The following is an 18,626-nucleotide window of genomic DNA, read 5'->3' on the forward strand; positions in this document are numbered from 1 at the left end:
GCGTTTAGCTGTCAGCAATGAGCTGTTTGTCTACACTGTCGGATGACAACGGATAAATGGGTGAGGCGATCGCCAGCAGCGGATCATCATGACTGCCTTTCCCCGGTGCCGACACCGCTTGAGGATTAATTTCGTTTAGCACCGCGCGTGCGTCTGTGTTCAGCCCCAGTTGCAACAGGTCAGGACGAGCATAATGCCCTACCGAATCCATCATGCGCTTGCGCTTGGTAATCAACGAAAAATCGAGATCTGCGATCGCCATTCCTTCTCCCTCTGTAATCGGAGAACAGAGATGGTTTCCCTCTGGGCCAATGATGGCTGTATTGCAACCCCCGCTTAGGACCCGCTGCAACGCTTCATCGGCTGTAATTTGACCGACCTGCTCTGGCGACAGCCAACCCGTCGCGTTTACCACAAAGCAGCCCGCTTCCAGAGCATGATGGCGCAGCGTCACTTCCATTTGATCGGTGAAAATTTGCCCCACCATTGAGCCGGGAAACTGAGCGCAGTGAATCTGCTCATGCTGTGCCATCAACGCATACCGCGCCAGTGGATTGTAATGCTCCCAACAGGCCAGCGCCCCCAGCCGACCAACAGCCGTATTCAATACCTGCAAGCCAGAGCCGTCTCCCTGCCCCCATACCATGCGCTCATGGTAGGTGGGCGTAATCTTGCGTCGCTTCAGCAAGAGGCTGCCGTCAGCATCAAAGATCAGTTGGGCATTGTACAACGAACCCGCATCTCGCTCGTTTACACCCAAAACCACAACGATGCCATAGGAACGAGCCGCACGGCTCACTGCATCCGTCACGGGACTGGGCACCTCAACCGCCTCTTCATAAAGGCGCATGTGCTCTTTGCCCATCAATACGGGAGGTTGAATGAAGGAGAAATAGGGATAGTAGGGAACAAAGGTTTCTGGAAATACGACCAGTTGAGCGCCTGCTTTAGCAGCGGAGGCGATCGCCTGCAACACCTTTTCAGTGGTCCCATCTCGACTAAACAGCACCGGACTGATTTGTACGGCGGCCGCTCGAACCGTGCGCGAGTAATCCATAACGATCCTCCTATGTTCGACATAACGCACAAGTGAAGGCTGAGAAACAAACGATTTCTCAGCCTTCTTTTACCTGTTAGAGCGTCCAAGTATCGAGAATAAAGGCTCCATCTTTACGATGCAACAATACTAAATCCAGCACGTCTAGAGGATTGATAGGGCGAATCCCAGGAATCAGTGAAGGCTCGCCATGACCGTAAAGCGCTTGTAGCGCAAACCGACAGGCATAGACCTTGCCACCCTCATCCATAAACTTCTTGAGCTGGTTGTTGAAGTTTTGTGCGCCCGGAAACGCCTCATCACCCAGGGTTGGGAACCCGCGTTGAATACCCAGCGTTACACCGGGGCCATAGAGCAAAACTGAGGTTTCAAACCCTTTGCGAAGTAAACGAAGAGCCTGCAACAGGTTAACCAAACCAATTGACCCTTCAAACGCAACGGTATGAAACGTCACCAACGCTTTCTCACCTGGTTCTGCTTTGACATCAGGAAAAACTTTCTCCTCGTAATCAACAAAGAAGTCGCCAGACTTATGAGCAGGAGTTTCTACTGTAGGCATCAATTTCCCCTATAAAACACAACGTTCACCAACAACAGAAAGACTCTGAAAACGAGTTCTTTTCTATCAACCAATTCAAACACAACTTTAAAGTTAATGCCACCAGATAGTGTGTATTCATCGATACAAGCGACGGATTTTTACTTACGTTTGACGTTCAGAAATTTTAATAACTGACCTCCATCAAACCCAACACTTATTGTCAGCTACTTGTCTGAAAAAACAGAAACTAGAAAAAACAAAACGCTGCGATCGAGTAACCTCAAAGCATTAACCCTTGACTTGCTATTAATAAATACTGCACCAATCTGCCAAAAAGCAGTATAGCGGATTGAATAAGCAGACGTTATTGAAGATTTATGTTTCGTAGATTTTCCTCATCTTTGTCTATGCTTGTTGTTTGTTCCGACAGATAGGCGATCGCCTCCTCTCAATCAACAAATATCATTCAGTTCAAAGAATTTTGGAGTATCTATTGTGCAGTTCAATACTTAAAATCTAACCATTCGTGTAGCCTTTCTTCTCTCAATAGAAACTGATGTAAACTTTCAATTTGCCTGGTTTTGCAGCTCGCCTTACCTGCTGTAGAGGCTGCATTAAACGTGCTGAATGTCACACGAACCGTTCCTTTTTGGCGTGCAGGCGCTAAGCTTCCACGTCTGCGGAATGTTGAACCAGGACTGGCTCAGAGTCTCCCCAGAGAGATCCAGAACAAGAGATGTAGAGAATTGATGCAGCACAGTTGCTACGGTTCAAACATCATTGCAGACCGATTCAGTTGCATCGTTGCAGAACACCATAAAGCTCTACTGACCCAAGTTCTGAGTGTTTGTGCAGCTTATTCCCAGAACGATCGCCTCCTATTACGTGCACAGTAAAAGGAGGCTGAATGCAGCCTTGTATCTTCAGCTACAAAATTGAGGCGGAGAGGTCGAGGTCTGATGGTTAGGACAGGATGATTGAAGCGATCAAGTCCCTGGTGATGAATTAAGCCTGCTAACCCTGTCGATTTAAACAGGAGTGATCTCAACGTGGCTCCAAACTAGTCGTAGACCCATGAGAACATGAGGAAGAAAGCCTGGAAACTTAGAACTCTCTTCCTCACGGGTTTTCTTAACCTAACAAACGAACTTGAGAAACGGATGGATGTTATAAGGCAGATAGTCAACCACACTACTGACACTACTCACACACGCGATCGCTACGCCAAGTGGCTTGGTTCGCGGTTATCTTACTAACTGACCCTGCGCGAAAACCAACTCCCGATCGAAGGTAGATACCGCAATTCGGACATAGGCAGACACCCACTTAAACAGATCTGCTGTTTCCTGGGGCACCAGTGTTTTGGTAAACAGAATGATGGCAAACAAGTTTCCAGACGGCAACATTCCGCCAAATCCCAGCACAGAACCAATACGGTGAGGAATTACAAATTCCACCTGTGCTGGAATGTGATCGCTACCCAACGCGTCAGGCACATAAAACACATTGAAGGTCGTTCGTTCTAAATCCATGATCAAGGAGGTCGCTGGTTCCAAAACGGTGTTGACTTCTAAGCCAAATTGCTGAATAAGCTGCAAAATCATCGGCGCTCGGTAAATGAAGTCCAGATCCACCAGCGGAATCGCTTGATGCCCTGTGGAACCATATCGGGTGTTCCATTGCGGTTTATCACCTGCTGTTGCCAGCAAGGTCAGGCATTTCGTTTTTAGCGAAACAGGACGACCTTTGAGGATGGCGCGAGCCGCTTCTTGCAAATCTTGAGTTAATTCGCCATAGGGATGGGTTTTAAAGAAACGAACCAGAGCACAAGCAGGTTTGCCAGTTTTGGGATCAATCAAATAGTGATAGAGGTGGCGAACCATACGGTTGGCAACCTCTTCCATGCTGCTAGCACCCAGATCCATACCGCGCAGGGCGATCGCACAATCGTACATATCATCCTGGGTAAACCTCGATAAGTCGTACATAGTCAGACGTCCTAATCTCTATATGGCTCTATGTGGTTATCGATGGGGCTTCATCACCTCATCATTCAGCCAAATAGCGGTTGCCACAGGACAAATATTATGAAATTAAGAAAACTTATCATCCTAAAAATTAGACATCTAAGCTTAATTGACGCATGAAGATTTTGCCCATTGCATCCAGCAGCGCTAGCCAAAGCGCTTGGGTTATGTACTCCGGTTTTGGTAATTATTTATCTTTAACAACTTAAAAATCTGTTTGTAAAAGTTCAGTTAAATCTGCTTTTTTTTCGTATCATCTGCCACTTTTTGTACGACGGTGGATCTCATGTCAATTTGGTTTTCTAAGCGATGTCAGGGCGATCGCTGTTCGGTCTCTAGTTTGGTATCTAATTCATGGCTTCAACTCAGGCATAGCTGAAACTCAACTGATTAGCACGGCGTTGTTGGTTAGCACGGCGTTGCTGAAGGCTGTCTCTTGCTTCACATCAATCAGGTGTAGGTTAAGCCCGAATGGAATGAACACCGCAATTCAGGGAGCTTCGGTTCTAAACTCAAAGGCTGGTTTCAACAATCGCTAACGCGAAACTTAAAAGCATTCCGGGCATTCTAGTTTCAGGCATCCTTGGCGGTGGATTAGCCACCGCTTTGGTTAGTTGTTTTGACGTGAGGAGTAAGGTTCTTGGTTCAGTATCGTCTTGTTCGTTCACTCCGCTGGCAGCACAGCCTATTGGCTGCTTCCGCCGTTCAAACCCTTGGCGAGGTTTTGGTAGCAACGCTGGCAGGAAGCTTGCTACTCATACCCAGCATTGCGCCACTTGCCCAGGCGCAAGCGGTTACGGGCGGTCATGCCAACCCGGTTGAACGTCAGCAATCTATTGTGCTAGGAGTCGTGCGGAGCCAGGATAACTCGGCTCAATGGCCGCAAATTATGGCTCGTCTGCAAGCAACAGGCATTCCCCATCGCGTCATAGACCTTCAGGCCGTGCTGAATCCAGCGGATCTGGCAGATATTGACGTTCTGTTTTTGCCCAATGTAGAACTCATTACCTCAACCCAGATGATTGCCCTGGAATCCTGGGTGAATCAGGGTGGACGACTCATTGCCAGTGGGCCAATCGGGCACCAATCGTTTCATGGCGTTCGGCAAGCAATGCGATCGCTGCTTGGAGCCTATTGGTCTGCCCCCTTACCCCAACCCGCACAGCTCGCCCCAGTCGAAGGGGCAAGCCAGTCTTGGACTCAGCGCGGTGATATTACTAATTCCGTTGCAGGCGGTGCAATCGTCCCGATTGGGTCAGGCAGTGAAACGCTGCTAACCTGGAGCAACGGCTCTGTTGTAGTGCCATCGCCACCTCCCCCTACTGCAAGCGTTGCGGCTCAAAATACTGCCGCTGTGGTCACCACTGCTCAAACAACGTTCCTCGGATGGCAGTGGGGAAGTACTGCCGTTCCCAGCCAGTTTGATCAGGTGTGGCTAGAAGCCGCTGTCCATCGTTTCCACGACCTGCCTCCGGTTGCCGCCCGCCCAGCACGACCCGTTGCCGCTGCTCGCCCAACCGCACCCGTCGCCATCAACCGCAACCGTCCCTTAGCGTTGCCCACCGCACCTCAAAATCCGGTTCCTCAATCTCAAAATCCGGTTCCTCAATCTCAAGACCCGGCTGAACAGGTTGCCCCAGCAGGCATTGATGTGGGGTATGGCGATCGCGTCATTACAACGATGGAAGCGATCGCCATGCGGCAAGAGCTAGAAAACCTGATCGGTCGGTTTGAAAGCGCGCTGCTCTCGGCCAACTCAGTTAATACCTCCTCAGACTTAAAAGCGATCTCTCCCCCAGCCTCGGCTCCCCATGTAACCCGTTCCAGTCCGGTTTTAACGGCCAGTGCCGACGATGCGTTTCCACCCCGAGCCACCCTGAGATCCTCTGCTCAGGCCACTACTCAGGCAACGCTGGCAGAAGCACGCCAAATTCTGGATAATTTTCCCCAACTCGTCGCTCAGCGCAACTATGGAGACGCTCGGCAGCAGTGGCTGCAAGCTCGACAGCTTTTATGGGACAACTTTCCGACCGATCGCCCTACTGCTCCGTCGGAAGTTCGGGCAATCTGGCTCGATCGCGGCACCATTGTGGAGGCGCGATCGAAACAGGGACTCGCACGAATTTTCGATCGCATGGCCGAGGCAGGAATTAACACGGTCTTTTTTGAAACGGTGAACGCGGGGTACACCATTTACCCCAGCCAGGTGGCTCCCCAACAAAACCCGCTAACCGTTGGTTGGGACCCGCTACAGTCTGCCGTTGAATTGGCTCACGAGCGTGGGATGGAGCTTCATGCCTGGGTGTGGGCATTTGCCGCTGGCAACCAGGCGCACAATACGATTGTGAATCTTCCGGCAGACTATCCAGGGCCAGTGCTATCGGCTCACCCCGAATGGGCCAACTATGATAACCGGGGCAGCATTATTCCTCCGGGTCAGGGCAAACCGTTTCTTGATCCGGCCAATCCAGCGGTACGAAGCTACCTGCTGCGTCTGTTTCAAGAAATTGCAACGCGGTATGACGTAGATGGCCTGCAACTTGACTACATCCGGTATCCGTTTCAAGACCCAGGAGCCAGACGGACTTATGGGTATGGGGTCGCAGCGCGGCAACAGTTTCAGCAGTTAACCGGGGTCGATCCGGTTGAGATTTCTCCTGGCGATCGCCAACTGTGGCAGCAATGGACTGATTTTCGAGCAGAGCAAATCAATTCATTTGTTGCGGAAACCTCTCGCGTGCTGCGCCGTCGCCGTCCTGATCTAATTTTGTCCGCCGCTGTTTTTGCCATGTCTGAACATGAGCGCATCCAGAAAATTCAGCAAAACTGGGAAGTGTGGGCGCGTCAAGGCGACATTGATCTGATTGTTCCGATGAGCTACGCCATGGACACCAACCGTTTACAGCGGCTTGCTGGCCCCTGGTTAACCAACAGCAGCAACTTAGGCTCGGTTTTAATCTTGCCCGGAATCCGTCTGTTGAACCTGCCAGAATCGGCGGCGATCGACCAGATCCAGGCGTTACGAGACATGCCCGCTGGAGGGTACTCCCTATTCGCGGCGGCTGACCTGAACGATACGCTGCAATCTATTTTTACCCGAACCCAGGGAACAGAACGTGCCGCTACGGCAGGCCCCATTCCCTATCGTGAACCGTTTGCCGCTGCCACCGACCGCTATACCAGTCTTCAGCGAGAGTGGGGCTATATGCTGTCTAGCGGCGAGCTGTGGATACGCGAACGCGAACGGCAAGAGTGGCAAGCCAGGGCAGACGAGTTGGGGGTGGCTTTAGCGGAGTTATCCAACAACCCCTCCCAACTACGGCTTCAGCAAACCCGTAGACAGCTCGATCGCTTTAATCAGCAGTTTGATAGCTGGATGCGGCTACAATCGCTCAACCAGAGCTACCGGGTTCGCACCTGGAAGAATCGGCTAGAAACCATCGAAACGCTGTTGAACTATGGCGAACGCGTCGTGTTGGAGCCGGAGAGCGATCGAAGAGCCGTTCGATAACCCGGCCACCTCAGCCAATAGCCATGTGTAGCGTCAGCGCCAGTTGGGCACTCTGTCGCAGCTTTGATGTGTCTCTATAGATAGATGCTGCAACTCATCGATTAAACGAAAAATCATGAGAAGTGGGTTTTCAGACGAGTCCAGGAATGAGTTCTGCACCTTCAACCAAAAGATGGATTAGGAAGAATTGGCCTGAGTGGTTTAGATGGTGCATAAACCTGGTAGATTTAGCGGAGTATCAGTAATCAAGACTCAGTCAGATGAAAGTCCTAGTTATTGGCGGCGATGGCTACTGCGGTTGGGCAACCGCTCTTTACCTCTCCAATCGAGGTTATGAAGTTGGTATTTTGGATAGCCTGGTGCGGCGGCATTGGGACGCGACTCTTTGCGTTGAAACCCTAACTCCGATCGCTCCTATCCAGCAACGGCTCCAACGTTGGAAAGATTTAACGGGCAAGTCGATCGACCTGTTTGTTGGAGATATCACCAACTACGAGTTTCTCCACGATGCAATGCATCGGTTTGAACCAGAAGCAGTTGTGCATTTTGGTGAGCAGCGATCGGCTCCCTTCTCTATGATCGATCGCGAACATGCCGTTCTAACCCAGGTCAACAATGTGGTTGGAACGCTGAACTTGCTCTACATTATGCGCGAGAGTTTCCCAGATTGCCATCTGGTTAAGCTCGGTACGATGGGCGAGTATGGCACCCCCAACATCGATATCGAAGAAGGTTACATTACCATCGAGCATAACGGACGGAAAGACACCCTACCTTACCCCAAGCAACCTGGCTCTTTCTATCACCTCAGTAAAGTACATGATTCCCACAACATTCACTTTGCTTGCAAAATCTGGGGTTTGCGGGCTACTGACCTGAATCAGGGGGTTGTGTATGGTGTGCTGACCGAAGAAACCGGCATGGATGAGCTGTTGATTAACCGTTTAGACTATGACGGCGTGTTTGGTACCGCCTTAAATCGGTTCTGTATCCAGGCGGCGATCGGGCACCCTCTCACGGTTTACGGTAAAGGTGGGCAAACGCGAGGGTTCCTCGACATTCGAGACACGGTGCGCTGTATCGAGTTGGCGATCGCAAATCCGGCTGATGCTGGCAAATTCCGCGTGTTTAACCAGTTCACTGAAATGTTCAGTATTGGCGACCTGGCGCTTATGGTGAAAAAAGCTGGGAACGCTCTAGGTCTCAATATTGATGTTAAACACCTGGACAACCCACGGGTTGAGCTAGAAGAACACTACTTCAACGCCAAAAATACCAACCTGCTGGACTTGGGTTTGCAGCCGCATTACCTGTCTGATTCGCTCCTTGACTCGTTGTTGAATTTCAGCATCAAGTACAAGCATCGAGTCGATGAGAACCAGATTCTGCCCAAGGTGAAATGGAAGGGATAATGAACTGAAACGTGGTGATGGGCGATCGACTTCTCCTATCACCGGGTTTCTGGTGCCTTGATATCTGCTCCAGTTGTTTTTAGTCAGTTGCCTTAAGCCAATTGCCGATTGCGTTTGTATGCGAATTGCCCTGTTCACAGAAACCTTTTTGCCCAAGGTTGATGGCATTGTTACCCGTCTAAGCCATACCGTTGACCACCTGCAACGCCTCGGAAATCAGGTGCTTGTGTTCTCACCTGATGGTGGATTAACTGAATACAGGGGTGCCAAAATTTATGGAGTCTCTGGATTTCCGTTGCCGTTGTATCCTGAACTGAAGCTGGCGCTGCCTCGTCCTTCGATTGGGCAAGCACTGGAAACGTTTCAGCCCGATTTAGTTCATATTGTGAACCCTGCCGTTCTAGGACTGGCTGGACTGTATTACGCCAAAAGCTTAAAGCTGCCGCTGGTCGCTTCTTACCATACCCACCTGCCCAAGTATTTAGAACACTACGGTCTAGGCATGTTGGAAGGGGTTTTGTGGGAACTGCTGAAGGCAATGCACAACCAGGCCGAACTTAACTTATGCACCTCTACCGCCATGCAAGAGGAGTTGACCACTCATGGCATTGAGCGGGTTGCTTTGTGGCAGCGTGGGGTAGATACAGAACTGTTCCAGCCGAATCTGACGAGTCAAGAGATGCGATCGCACCTCTCCCAGGGGCATCCCGAAAGTCCGTTGTTGCTATACGTCGGGCGGTTGTCGGCTGAAAAAGAAATTGACCGCATTAAGCCCGTTCTGGAATCGATTCCAGAGGCGAGACTGGCTCTGGTAGGGGATGGCCCCTATCGGTTGGAGCTAGAGCGGCATTTTGCCGACACGCCGACCCACTTTGTGGGATACCTGACAGGGCGAGATTTGGCAATGGCCTTTGCATCGGCAGACGCATTTATTTTTCCGTCGCGCACGGAAACCCTGGGGCTGGTGTTGTTGGAGGCGATGGCAGCAGGTTGCCCGGTGGTGGCAGCCAGAGCAGGGGGTATTCCTGATATTGTCACGGATGGGGTAAATGGTTACCTGTTTGACCCAACCGACGAACGAGGGGCGATCGGAGCGACTCAGCGGCTGCTGAGCCAGCGACATGAATGTGAAACCATGCGGCAAAATGCGCGAGACGAAGCCGAACGTTGGGGATGGCCTGCGGCTACTCGCCAATTAGTGAGCTATTATCAAACCATTCTTGCTGCCCAATCTCTACCCACTGCCGCTTAGTTAGCAAGGTGTGGATAGATGGGATGAATCGTACACCCGCCATCCATTGCTAACCAATGCCGAGCTACCAATTTCCAGACCATTTCCAGTGGGGCACATCAACTGCGTCCTACCAGATTGAGGGAGCCGTTGCCCAGGATGGTCGTAAGCCTAGCGTTTGGGACACCTTTAGCGCTACTCCCGGACGCACGCTCAATGGCGATACAGGCGCGATCGCCTGCGACCATTACCACCGTTACCTGTCGGATATCAAGCTGATGGCGGCGCTGGGGGTAAAGCACTACCGCTTTAGTCTGGCCTGGTCTCGCATTATGCCAGACGGTCGGGGAACGGTGAATGAAGCGGGCATTGATTTTTACAAGCGGCTGGTTGATTGTTTGCGTGACCACGGCATTACGCCACACGCCACGCTGTTTCACTGGGACAGTCCACAAGCCCTGGAAGACTTATATGGCTCATGGCGCAGTCGAGAAATGGCCACCGATTTTGCCGATTATGCTACAGCAGCCGTGAGTCGGTTGGGCGATCGCATCACCCATTGGATGACAATCAACGAAATTGCTTGTTTTACCCACATGGGCTATGCCGTTAGTGCCGATCCGGTTCATGCGCCGGGAACCAGGGTCGATCGCATCAAAGATGTATGGCAAACCTCACACCATGCCTTATTAGCGCACGGGTTGGGCTGTCAGGCTATTCGAGCTGCCTCACCCGTGCCTTGCGAAGTGTCTCTGGTCGATAACTTTGTTCCTCCCATTCCCATAGACGAGTCGCCCGCCAATGTAGCAGCGGCTCAAACCGCCTTCCCTGAATTTTCTACAAACGGTGGCATTGTCGTTCCTGCCTTGACCGGAGCTTACCATCCTGCATTATTGGAACGCTTAAAAGACGACGCACCAGAGATTCAACCGGGTGATTTGGAAACCATTCATCAGCCGCTCGATTCCTTTGGCTTCAATATTTATTTTGGGGTCTACGTGCGAGCTGCCGACAATGAGCAGGGCTATGAAATTCTAAATTTTCCGAAGAGCTATCCCAAGCTAGACATGCCCTGGCTCAACATCTCGCCAGATAGCCTGTACTGGGGGATTCGCTACGTTAATGAAACACCTGGATGCTCTAATCTCCCCATTTTCATTAGCGAAAACGGCTGTGCTGTCCAGGATGAACTGACCGCCGATCGAGAAGTCATTGATAGCGATCGCATCTTTTATTTACGAAACTATCTTAAAGCGGCTCATCGGGCGATCGACGAAGGCTATCCGCTCAGGGGTTATTTTCTCTGGAGCTTTATGGATAACTTTGAGTGGGCATGGGGATACGATCGCCGTTTTGGCATTGTTTACACCGATTACACCACGCAAGAGCGCATTCCCAAAAGTAGTTATCACTGGTACGCCGAATGCATTCGCCAGAACCGTGTAGTGTAGCTACCCCTACAGAGCAGGGTAACTTGCAACCGTTGCTATGTGACGTTGACGTTCGCGACATTTAATGTGCGAATGTACGCAACAATATAAAAGCCCGTGACGAGGATTGAACTCGTGACCTCACCCTTACCAAGGGTGTGCTCTACCACTGAGCCACACGGGCAAACCAAACCTGGATTGTAGATCTACGGTTTTTGATCTTACACCAATTTAAACCTTGTAACCTAAAACCCAAAGGTTTACGTGGATGGGCCGGGCTGGATTCGAACCAGCGTAGGCGTAGCCAGCGGATTTACAGTCCGCCCCCATTAACCACTCGGGCACCGACCCGCCCATTCCACGGATACTGATAGTAACATACTTGCAAGCTATGTTCTACTGTTTTGCCAATCTTTTTTCAAAGAGGCGATCGCGACCCACGACCAAAGCGGCGCTGACTGCCGCTACTACGGTGAATGCGGGATGGAAAATCGCTCTCATCGTAAATCTCACCAACCAACTCTTCCAGGATATCTTCCAGAGTAACTAGCCCCACAGTGCCGCCGTATTCATCGACCACGATCGCGATATGCAACCGCTGTTGGAGCATTTCCTTCAACAAGTCGGCCACGCGCTTGATGTCGGGCACATAGACGGGCGGGTCCATTGCTCGAGTCACCAGGCCATCGGTTTGGTTTTCCTGCCGTAACGCTTTCAATTCTTGCAGGGCACGTTTGATATGCACAATGCCAACAATTGCATCTTTCGATTCTTCCTGCACAGGAATACGCGAATAGCCGGTTTCTAAACAGAGATTGACCAAATCGTTCAAAGAAGCCTCATGCGATATCGTCCGCATGTCAACCCGAGGTTTAACGACATCACGAGCGCTGACCCGATCGAGGGTTAGTGCCTTATTGAGTAACTGATGTTGACTGAGATCCAGTTGGCCTTTGCCGCCTAAAATTTCGATCATGAGTTGGAGATCTTTGACAGACTCTCCCTGCTGCACCACATTACCTTGAAAAATGCGAATGGCGGCTTGGGCGATCGCCTCTAAAAACTGCGTAATGCCAAAAAACGATAGCGCCCTCGAGAGCCAGTAGATTGGGCGAACCGCTAGCCTAAAAATAGGCATGATGTTGTTGATTGCCAACGATTTTGGCGTAATTTCACCAAAAATTAGCACCAGCAGCGTTACCACAGCCGTGGCAAGCCCAACCCCAGCACCACCAAACCACACGGCAAACAAATTACTGGTGAGGATGGCAGAAAAATTATTCACCAGGTTGTTGCCCACTAAAAGGGTGGTGATGAACCGTGCTCGCTTTTCCAAAACCAGCGTAAACATCTTGCTAGGATCGCCAGTTTCTTTAATTAGGGCACGCAGCTTGAGGTTATCGAGAGCTGTAATCGCGGTTTCTGAACCAGAAAAGAACGCAGACAAGACCAGCATCAACACCAGGATGGCGATATCCAGTTTGGTATCCCCTAATAGAGGACCAACTTGGGCAAGCATGAGGGGAACTGAAATAAACGGAGAAATCACAAGAGGCTTATGGCTTAGTGCAAGCCATCAGTACAGGTTACGAAGAACACGTTCCGGGAGCAAGGAAATGATCTCCTTAAACCGATATTAAGCTCCAAAAATTGAGAGTGCGAAAATCGGTTGGTAGAGTTCGTTGCAAAAAAACGGTGGTTTTGGACTGGGAGACAATACAAAGAAGCGGAAGAAACAGAAAGCGTATCCTGTCTCTTCCGCTCTATAAAATCAAGTATTTGCCAGGGGTCAGGCTTTTGTAAAGTCAGCTGCTGTGATTTGGTTCGCTTGAACGCCTGTCAAAATAGCCAACTGATCGCTACCGATACTAATTGTCGTATTGCGTCCCTGCTGTGCAATTCTTAACTTGTCGAAGCTCATCCCTTTCGACAGGGCTAGCTTGTCTTGGCGATCGGTGAAGTCGAGAATGACATCTTTACCAGAGCCAGTTTCCAGAACAAAGCTATCTCGCCCTTTGCCCCCCACTAACTTGTCACTACCTGCTCCGCCTATTAGCTTATCGTTGCCGCTACCGCCGATCAGTTTGTCGTTGCCACCCAGACCAATTAACGTATCTTTGCCGCCTAGCCCTTCAATCACATCTTTGGCGCTGGTGCCGATCAGGCGATCGCTTCCTTCCGATCCTCGAATGACACCACTTCCTGAACTGGGAGTCTCACCGCCAATACTGCCGCCGCCAACAGTACCACCCGTACTGCCACCCGTACTGCCACCTGTACTGCCACTGGTGTTACCGCTACCGCCCGTATTGCCGCCTGTATTCGTTGCGCCACCCCCTCCCGAAACAACAGGCGAATTGATAGTGAGCCGAAAACTATCGCTCACCATTTCACCCGCCCGATCCGTTGCGGTCAGCTTGACGTTCAGCGTACCAACCTGATTGCTGCCAGGGGTGCCGCTGAACGTGCGAGTCAATGGATCAAAACTTAACCAGGTCGGTAAACTGTTGCCGTTATCGAGACTGGCCGTCAAAGACAAAACATCACTCACGTTGGCATCGCTAAAGGTATTAGGCGCAATCGTAAAGTTGAAGCGTGTGTTGGCGGCGACCGTTTGATCAGGAACCGGACTGCCCACAACCGGAGCTACGTTAGCAGAAACGGTAAGGTCAAACACACTTTCAACCATGCCACCGTTCCCATCCGTGACCACCAGAGAAACTGCGTTCGTGCCGATCGCCGCAGTTTTACCGCTGATCATGCCTGTACTCGCATCCAAACTTAACCCCTCTGGTAAATCAACTGCAAAATACGTCAGCGTATCGCCGACATCAATATCGGCAAAGTGACTGCTGATATTGACGGCAAAGGGAACGTTTGCGATCGCATTTTGTTGTCCCACAGGCGTGACAACAATAGGATCGTCATTGGTATTAGCGATCGTGATCACAAAGGGATTGCTGACAGTACCACCGTTCCCATCGTTGGCAATAACCGTGATGGTATGGCTGCCTACTGCTGCATTGGTCGGAGTGCCGCTAATCAATCCGGCGTTGCTAATGCTTAAGCCATTGGGCAACCCCATCGCCGAGTAGGAGAGCACATCTCCCACATCAATGTCAGAGAAGTAGCTGGTGATGTCCAGCGCGATCGCTCTGTCTTCGGTGGCTGATTGAGCAGGAATAGGAGTAGCAGTGGGAGCGTCGTTCGTGTTGGCAACCGAAATCACAAACGAGTCACTTACCACACCGCCATTGTTATCGCTGGCCGTCACGGTTACTGTACGGTTGCCCACTGCTGCATTGGTCGGAGAACCGCTAATCAATCCTGTAGCCGAGTCGAGGCTTAACCCATCTGGCAGCCCGGTGGCAAAGAAAGTGAAGGTATCTCCAACGTCAATATCGGTAAAGTTGTTGCTGATATTGAGGGTGAAAGGCTGGTCTTCGATCGCCTGTTGATCAGGAATTTTAGTAGCAACAGTTGGGTCGTCGTTGGTGTTCAGCACCGTCAGCAGAAAGGTATCGCTCGTCGTTGCCCCTTTGCGATCGCTGACGGTTACTTTAATTGTGCTAATGCCTACCGTGCTGTTGGTTGGAGTGCCGCTGATAATGCCGGTATTGGCATCAATGCTTAATCCGGTCGGCAAGCCTGTGGCCATATAGGTGAGGGCATCTCCAACATCAATGTCGGCAAAATGGCTGCTGACATCAAACGTAAACAGGCTGTCTTCTAGAGCGGTGCGATCGGGAATCGGAACAGCAACCAGCGGAGCATCGTTGGTATTAATGACTGTTAATTTAAAGACGCTACTCGCCGTACCACCATTACCGTCACTGGCTGTTACAGTGACCTCTCGTACACCAACCGCCGCATTGGTCGGAGAACCACTAATGATGCCAGTTGTCGCGTTGATGGCTAACCCATCCGGCAGGTTGGCCGCAAAGTAGGTAAGCGTATCGCCCACATCCATATCAGCAAAATTGTTGCTGACGTTCATTGCAAAGGGAGCATCTTCCGTGGCTGTTCTATCAACGATGGGCGATAGCAGCGTTGGTGCATCATTGGTGTTGATCACCGTGATCGAAAAGGCGCTGCTGACTGAGCCACCTTTGCCATCGCTGGCCGTTACGGTGATGGTTCGTGTACCCACTGCTGCATTGGTTGGAGAACCACTGATGATGCCAGTTGTGGCGTTGATCGACAGCCCATCGGGCAATCCTGCCGCAGAGTAGCTCAGCACATCTCCGACATCAATGTCGTTGAAGTTGGGTTTGACATCAAGGCTGAAGGGGCTGTCTTCCGTAGCGGTTTGGCTGCTGATTGGAGTTGTGACAATCGGCGCATCGTTCGTGTTCGCGACCTTGATGATGAAGCTTGCTTCAACCGTGCCGCCTTTGCCATCGTTAGCAATCACCTTTACCAGGTTGTCACCCACCGCATCATTGGTTGGCTTGCCGCTGATGACACCGTTACTGCTGATAGTCAGCCCATCGGGTAGCCCCATTGCCGAGTAGGTCAGTACGTCCCCCACATCAATATCAGCAAAGTTGCTGCTGACATTCATGCTGAAGAAGGTGTCTTCCGTGGCTGTTCTATCAACGATGGGCGATAGCAGCGTTGGTGCATCATTGGTGTTGATCACCGTGATCGAAAAGGCGCTGCTGACTGAGCCACCTTTGCCATCGCTGGCCGTTACGGTGATGGTTCGTGTACCTACTGCTGCATTGGTTGGAGAACCACTGATGATGCCAGTTGTGGCGTTGATCGACAGCCCATCGGGCAATCCTGCCGCAGAGTAGCTCAGCACATCTCCGACATCAATGTCGTTGAAGTTGGGTTTGACATCAAGGCTGAAGGGGCTGTCTTCCGTAGCGGTTTGGCTGCTGATTGGAGTGGTGACAATCGGCGCGTCGTTCGTGTTCACCACCGTGATACTAAACGTGGTACTAACAATGCCACCTTTACCATCGTTTGCGGTAACCGTGACGGTGCGTACCCCAACGGCATCATTGGTCGGCTTGCCGTCAATTACTCCAGTGACGGAATTAATACTCAATCCGTCAGGCAGATTTGTTGCCGTGTAAGTGAGTATATCTTTGTCAGCGTCAGAGAAGTTACTGCTAATATTTAAGCCGAAGAAAACATCTTCAGTTGCCGATTGATTTTGAATTGGAGTAACGGTGGGATTGCTGTTAGCCATGACAAAGAAGCCTAATTCGCTTTAAGAAACGGAAGAAATACAACTATTGCGGACTAGTTATTGACTAGTTATTGACTAGAAGAAATGCGGCCAAAGAAACGGACACACTCGCACGTCAGCCATGCGATCGACATCAAGTCAAGCGATGTGAATTAGAAGCAGGTGTTGCGATAACAATCAGCCAAACAAAAAGCTATTTGAAGAGAAGATGGGCGCATTAGCTCCCTCAATTCCCCAGGCAGAAAATCAAAGACCGTTTCTGCTTCAACAGTCTTATTCAATTGAGGATTCACATTGAAACTCAGAATTGAGGATCTAATACCTGCGGCAAACAAGAGGCAGTTCAAATTTGCTCAACCCTTTTCGAGAATGCTTAAAGAGTGCGGCTTGAGCAGTAAACCGCTATCCTCTTAAACTATTCTCTAATTCATTCAGCTCCAATTTGAGATGAATCAATAGATGTTAAAGATAGTACGTTCTATTGCTCAACCATAGAACAGCAGACTTGCAGTTAATAATATGGCATCAGTCGTAGTTAGTTTTGACCAGATATGTCACCTGTTTGATAATAGTGAAACTCAGGCATTAGATATTAATATATCCATCATTTTTCCTGAAAGAGGAAAGTGATTTTTAATTCATCACAACCTCTTCAACCTCTTTTTTTAAGAGATAGGCTTGCCGTAGAAGAACTACTGTCTTCAGTATAAAAAGCCTGGAAATATGCAACTTACTCAAATTCAACTAGCAGATATTGACAGATGTTGATTCAATAACTGGGTTTGAATATGAGATTAAATAGCGAGCATTCGGTGGTAGCGATCGCTTCTATTCAATCCCTAGAATTCCCTAAAAATCAGCGAATATCATCACATACAACGCAAATTATCTGCAATGTTGTGTAGAAGATAAGACCGTTTGCCTGGAAGAGTATAGAAAACGAGTCCCAGTCATTTTATAGTGGAGGTGCTGCTCAATCTGAATTTATTGTGAAAGCGATTACACTGCTTGGCTCCACTGGCTCTATCGGAACTCAAACGCTTGATATCGTCAGCCAATATTCTGATCAGTTTCGACTGGTGGGCTTGGCAGCCAGGCAGAACGTAGATCTGCTAGCCCAGCAAGTTCGCCAATTTCGGCCTGAAATAGTGGCTATTTGCGATACTCGCCAGTTGCCCAAACTGCGAGAAGCGATCGCTGACCTTGACCCTCAACCGATTTTGCTGGCGGGCGAAGAGGGAGTCATAGAAGTTGCGGGCTATGGAACAGCAGAAGTAGTGGTAACAGGCATTGTTGGCTGTGCTGGGTTGTTACCAACGATCGCTGCAATTAAAGCTGGCAAAGACATCGCTTTGGCAAACAAAGAAACATTAATTGCCGGTGGGCCAGTCGTTTTGCCGCTGATTCAAAAGCACGGGGTAAAACTATTGCCTGCCGATTCAGAACATTCAGCCATCTTTCAGTGCTTACAAGGGGTGCCAGAAGGGGGCTTACGGCGAATTCTATTGACGGCATCAGGAGGCGCATTCCGAGATTTGCCCACCGAGCAACTCGCAGCCGTTACAGTTCCAGATGCGTTGAAGCATCCAAATTGGACGATGGGACAAAAGATCACCATCGATTCTGCCACGCTGATGAACAAGGGTCTGGAGGTGATTGAAGCCCACTTCCTATTTGGGGTAGATTACGACCACATCGAGATTGTGATTCATCCTCAAAGCATTATTCATTCGCTGATTGAACTTCAGGATTCGTCAGTGCTGGCGCAGCTTGGTTTGCCCGATATGCGCTTACCTATTTTGTATGCCCTCTCCTATCCAGAGCGAATTTTTACGGACTGGGAGCGGCTCGATTTATTTAAGGTGGGTACTTTAACCTTTCGAGAACCCGACCATCAAAAATATCCCTGTATGCAGCTTGCCTATGCGGCTGGACGCGCCGGGGGTTCCATGCCTGCGGTGTTAAATGCGGCTAACGAACAGGCCGTCGCTCTGTTTTTAGCTGAAAAAATTCAGTTTCTTGATATTCCCAGGCTGATTGAGCAGACGTGCGATCGCCATCAAGCGAATAACGATGCCCATCCCAGCCTTGACGATATTGTGGCGATCGATCAATGGGCACGGCAGCAAGTTTTAGCCACCAGCACCAAACTAAGCCAGGACAGTACAACAGTTTGGTCGGCTCAATCTCCTGCGGTAAAAGCAGTCTAACCCAACG

At 50.3% G+C, this 18,626-nt stretch carries 10 protein-coding genes and 2 tRNA genes; 5 read left to right on the plus strand and 7 right to left on the minus strand.

The annotated features are described in order from the left end of the window. Positions 1–4 precede the first annotated feature (4 nt). The 3 genes from IQ268_RS22180 to IQ268_RS22190 form a co-directional block, all read right to left on the minus strand. Positions 5–1,057, minus strand: a complete 1,053-nt coding sequence (locus IQ268_RS22180; protein WP_193883827.1) for a Nit6803 family nitrilase — start codon at positions 1,055–1,057, stop codon at positions 5–7. A 76-nt stretch (positions 1,058–1,133) separates the two neighbouring features. Beyond that, on the minus strand, positions 1,134–1,616 hold the full coding sequence (locus IQ268_RS22185; protein WP_193883829.1) for an MSMEG_0572/Sll0783 family nitrogen starvation response protein: 483 nt from the start codon (positions 1,614–1,616) through the stop codon (positions 1,134–1,136). A 1,226-nt stretch (positions 1,617–2,842) separates the two neighbouring features. Further along, positions 2,843–3,586 (minus strand): hypothetical protein, encoded by a 744-nt coding sequence (locus IQ268_RS22190; protein ID WP_193883832.1) that lies wholly within the window; start codon positions 3,584–3,586, stop codon positions 2,843–2,845. Between the two features lie 679 nt (positions 3,587–4,265). Here IQ268_RS22190 and IQ268_RS22195 point away from each other — a divergent pair. From IQ268_RS22195 to IQ268_RS22210, 4 genes are all read left to right on the plus strand, one after another. Continuing rightward, on the plus strand, positions 4,266–7,136 hold the full coding sequence (locus IQ268_RS22195) for a glycoside hydrolase family 10 protein (RefSeq protein ID WP_228035628.1): 2,871 nt from the start codon (positions 4,266–4,268) through the stop codon (positions 7,134–7,136). Between the two features lie 260 nt (positions 7,137–7,396). Beyond that, positions 7,397–8,548, plus strand: coding sequence for an NAD-dependent epimerase/dehydratase family protein (locus IQ268_RS22200; protein ID WP_193883834.1), 1,152 nt, complete (start codon positions 7,397–7,399; stop codon positions 8,546–8,548). A 118-nt stretch (positions 8,549–8,666) separates the two neighbouring features. Then, positions 8,667–9,800: a glycosyltransferase family 1 protein gene (locus IQ268_RS22205; protein WP_193883836.1), complete on the plus strand. Its 1,134-nt coding sequence runs from the start codon at positions 8,667–8,669 to the stop codon at positions 9,798–9,800. 56 nt (positions 9,801–9,856) lie between these two features. Beyond that, positions 9,857–11,230, plus strand: coding sequence for a GH1 family beta-glucosidase (locus IQ268_RS22210; RefSeq protein ID WP_193883837.1), 1,374 nt, complete (start codon positions 9,857–9,859; stop codon positions 11,228–11,230). Between the two features lie 91 nt (positions 11,231–11,321). On the opposite strand, the gene IQ268_RS22215 is transcribed toward IQ268_RS22210, so the two are convergent. The 4 genes from IQ268_RS22215 to IQ268_RS22230 all read right to left on the minus strand — a co-directional run bounded on the left by IQ268_RS22215 (position 11,322) and on the right by IQ268_RS22230 (position 16,409). Beyond that, positions 11,322–11,393: transfer RNA gene (locus tag IQ268_RS22215), tRNA-Thr, on the minus strand. Between the two features lie 85 nt (positions 11,394–11,478). Then, positions 11,479–11,560: transfer RNA gene (locus tag IQ268_RS22220), tRNA-Tyr, on the minus strand. A gap of 67 nt (positions 11,561–11,627) precedes the next feature. Then, the gene (locus IQ268_RS22225) at positions 11,628–12,728 is read right to left on the minus strand and encodes a hemolysin family protein (RefSeq protein ID WP_193883838.1); all 1,101 of its coding nucleotides are present in this window, start codon (positions 12,726–12,728) and stop codon (positions 11,628–11,630) included. 270 nt (positions 12,729–12,998) lie between these two features. Continuing rightward, positions 12,999–16,409: a putative Ig domain-containing protein gene (locus tag IQ268_RS22230; RefSeq protein ID WP_193883839.1), complete on the minus strand. Its 3,411-nt coding sequence runs from the start codon at positions 16,407–16,409 to the stop codon at positions 12,999–13,001. Positions 16,410–17,398: 989 nt separating this feature from the next. Between IQ268_RS22230 and dxr the strand changes: the two genes are divergently transcribed. Beyond that, positions 17,399–18,619, plus strand: a complete 1,221-nt coding sequence (gene dxr / locus IQ268_RS22235; RefSeq protein WP_193883840.1) for a 1-deoxy-D-xylulose-5-phosphate reductoisomerase — start codon at positions 17,399–17,401, stop codon at positions 18,617–18,619. The last annotated feature ends 7 nt before the right edge of the window (positions 18,620–18,626 follow it).

This window comes from Oculatella sp. LEGE 06141 (assembly GCF_015207605.1).
In the GTDB taxonomy this organism is placed as follows: domain Bacteria; phylum Cyanobacteriota; class Cyanobacteriia; order Elainellales; family Elainellaceae; genus Oculatella.

What these genes read in the sequence shown, in the direction of transcription:
- IQ268_RS22205 (WP_193883836.1), top strand. Translation starts at nt 8,667, where the DNA reads ATGCGAATTGCCCTGTTCACAGAAACCTTTTTGCCCAAGGTTGATGGC.
- IQ268_RS22225 (WP_193883838.1), bottom strand. Translation starts at nt 12,728, where the DNA reads ATGCTTGCCCAAGTTGGTCCTCTATTAGGGGATACCAAACTGGATATC.
- IQ268_RS22180 (WP_193883827.1), bottom strand. Translation starts at nt 1,057, where the DNA reads ATGGATTACTCGCGCACGGTTCGAGCGGCCGCCGTACAAATCAGTCCG.
- IQ268_RS22190 (WP_193883832.1), bottom strand. Translation starts at nt 3,586, where the DNA reads ATGTACGACTTATCGAGGTTTACCCAGGATGATATGTACGATTGTGCG.
- IQ268_RS22200 (WP_193883834.1), top strand. Translation starts at nt 7,397, where the DNA reads ATGAAAGTCCTAGTTATTGGCGGCGATGGCTACTGCGGTTGGGCAACC.
- IQ268_RS22230 (WP_193883839.1), bottom strand. Translation starts at nt 16,409, where the DNA reads ATGGCTAACAGCAATCCCACCGTTACTCCAATTCAAAATCAATCGGCA.
- IQ268_RS22210 (WP_193883837.1), top strand. Translation starts at nt 9,857, where the DNA reads ATGCCGAGCTACCAATTTCCAGACCATTTCCAGTGGGGCACATCAACT.
- IQ268_RS22185 (WP_193883829.1), bottom strand. Translation starts at nt 1,616, where the DNA reads ATGCCTACAGTAGAAACTCCTGCTCATAAGTCTGGCGACTTCTTTGTT.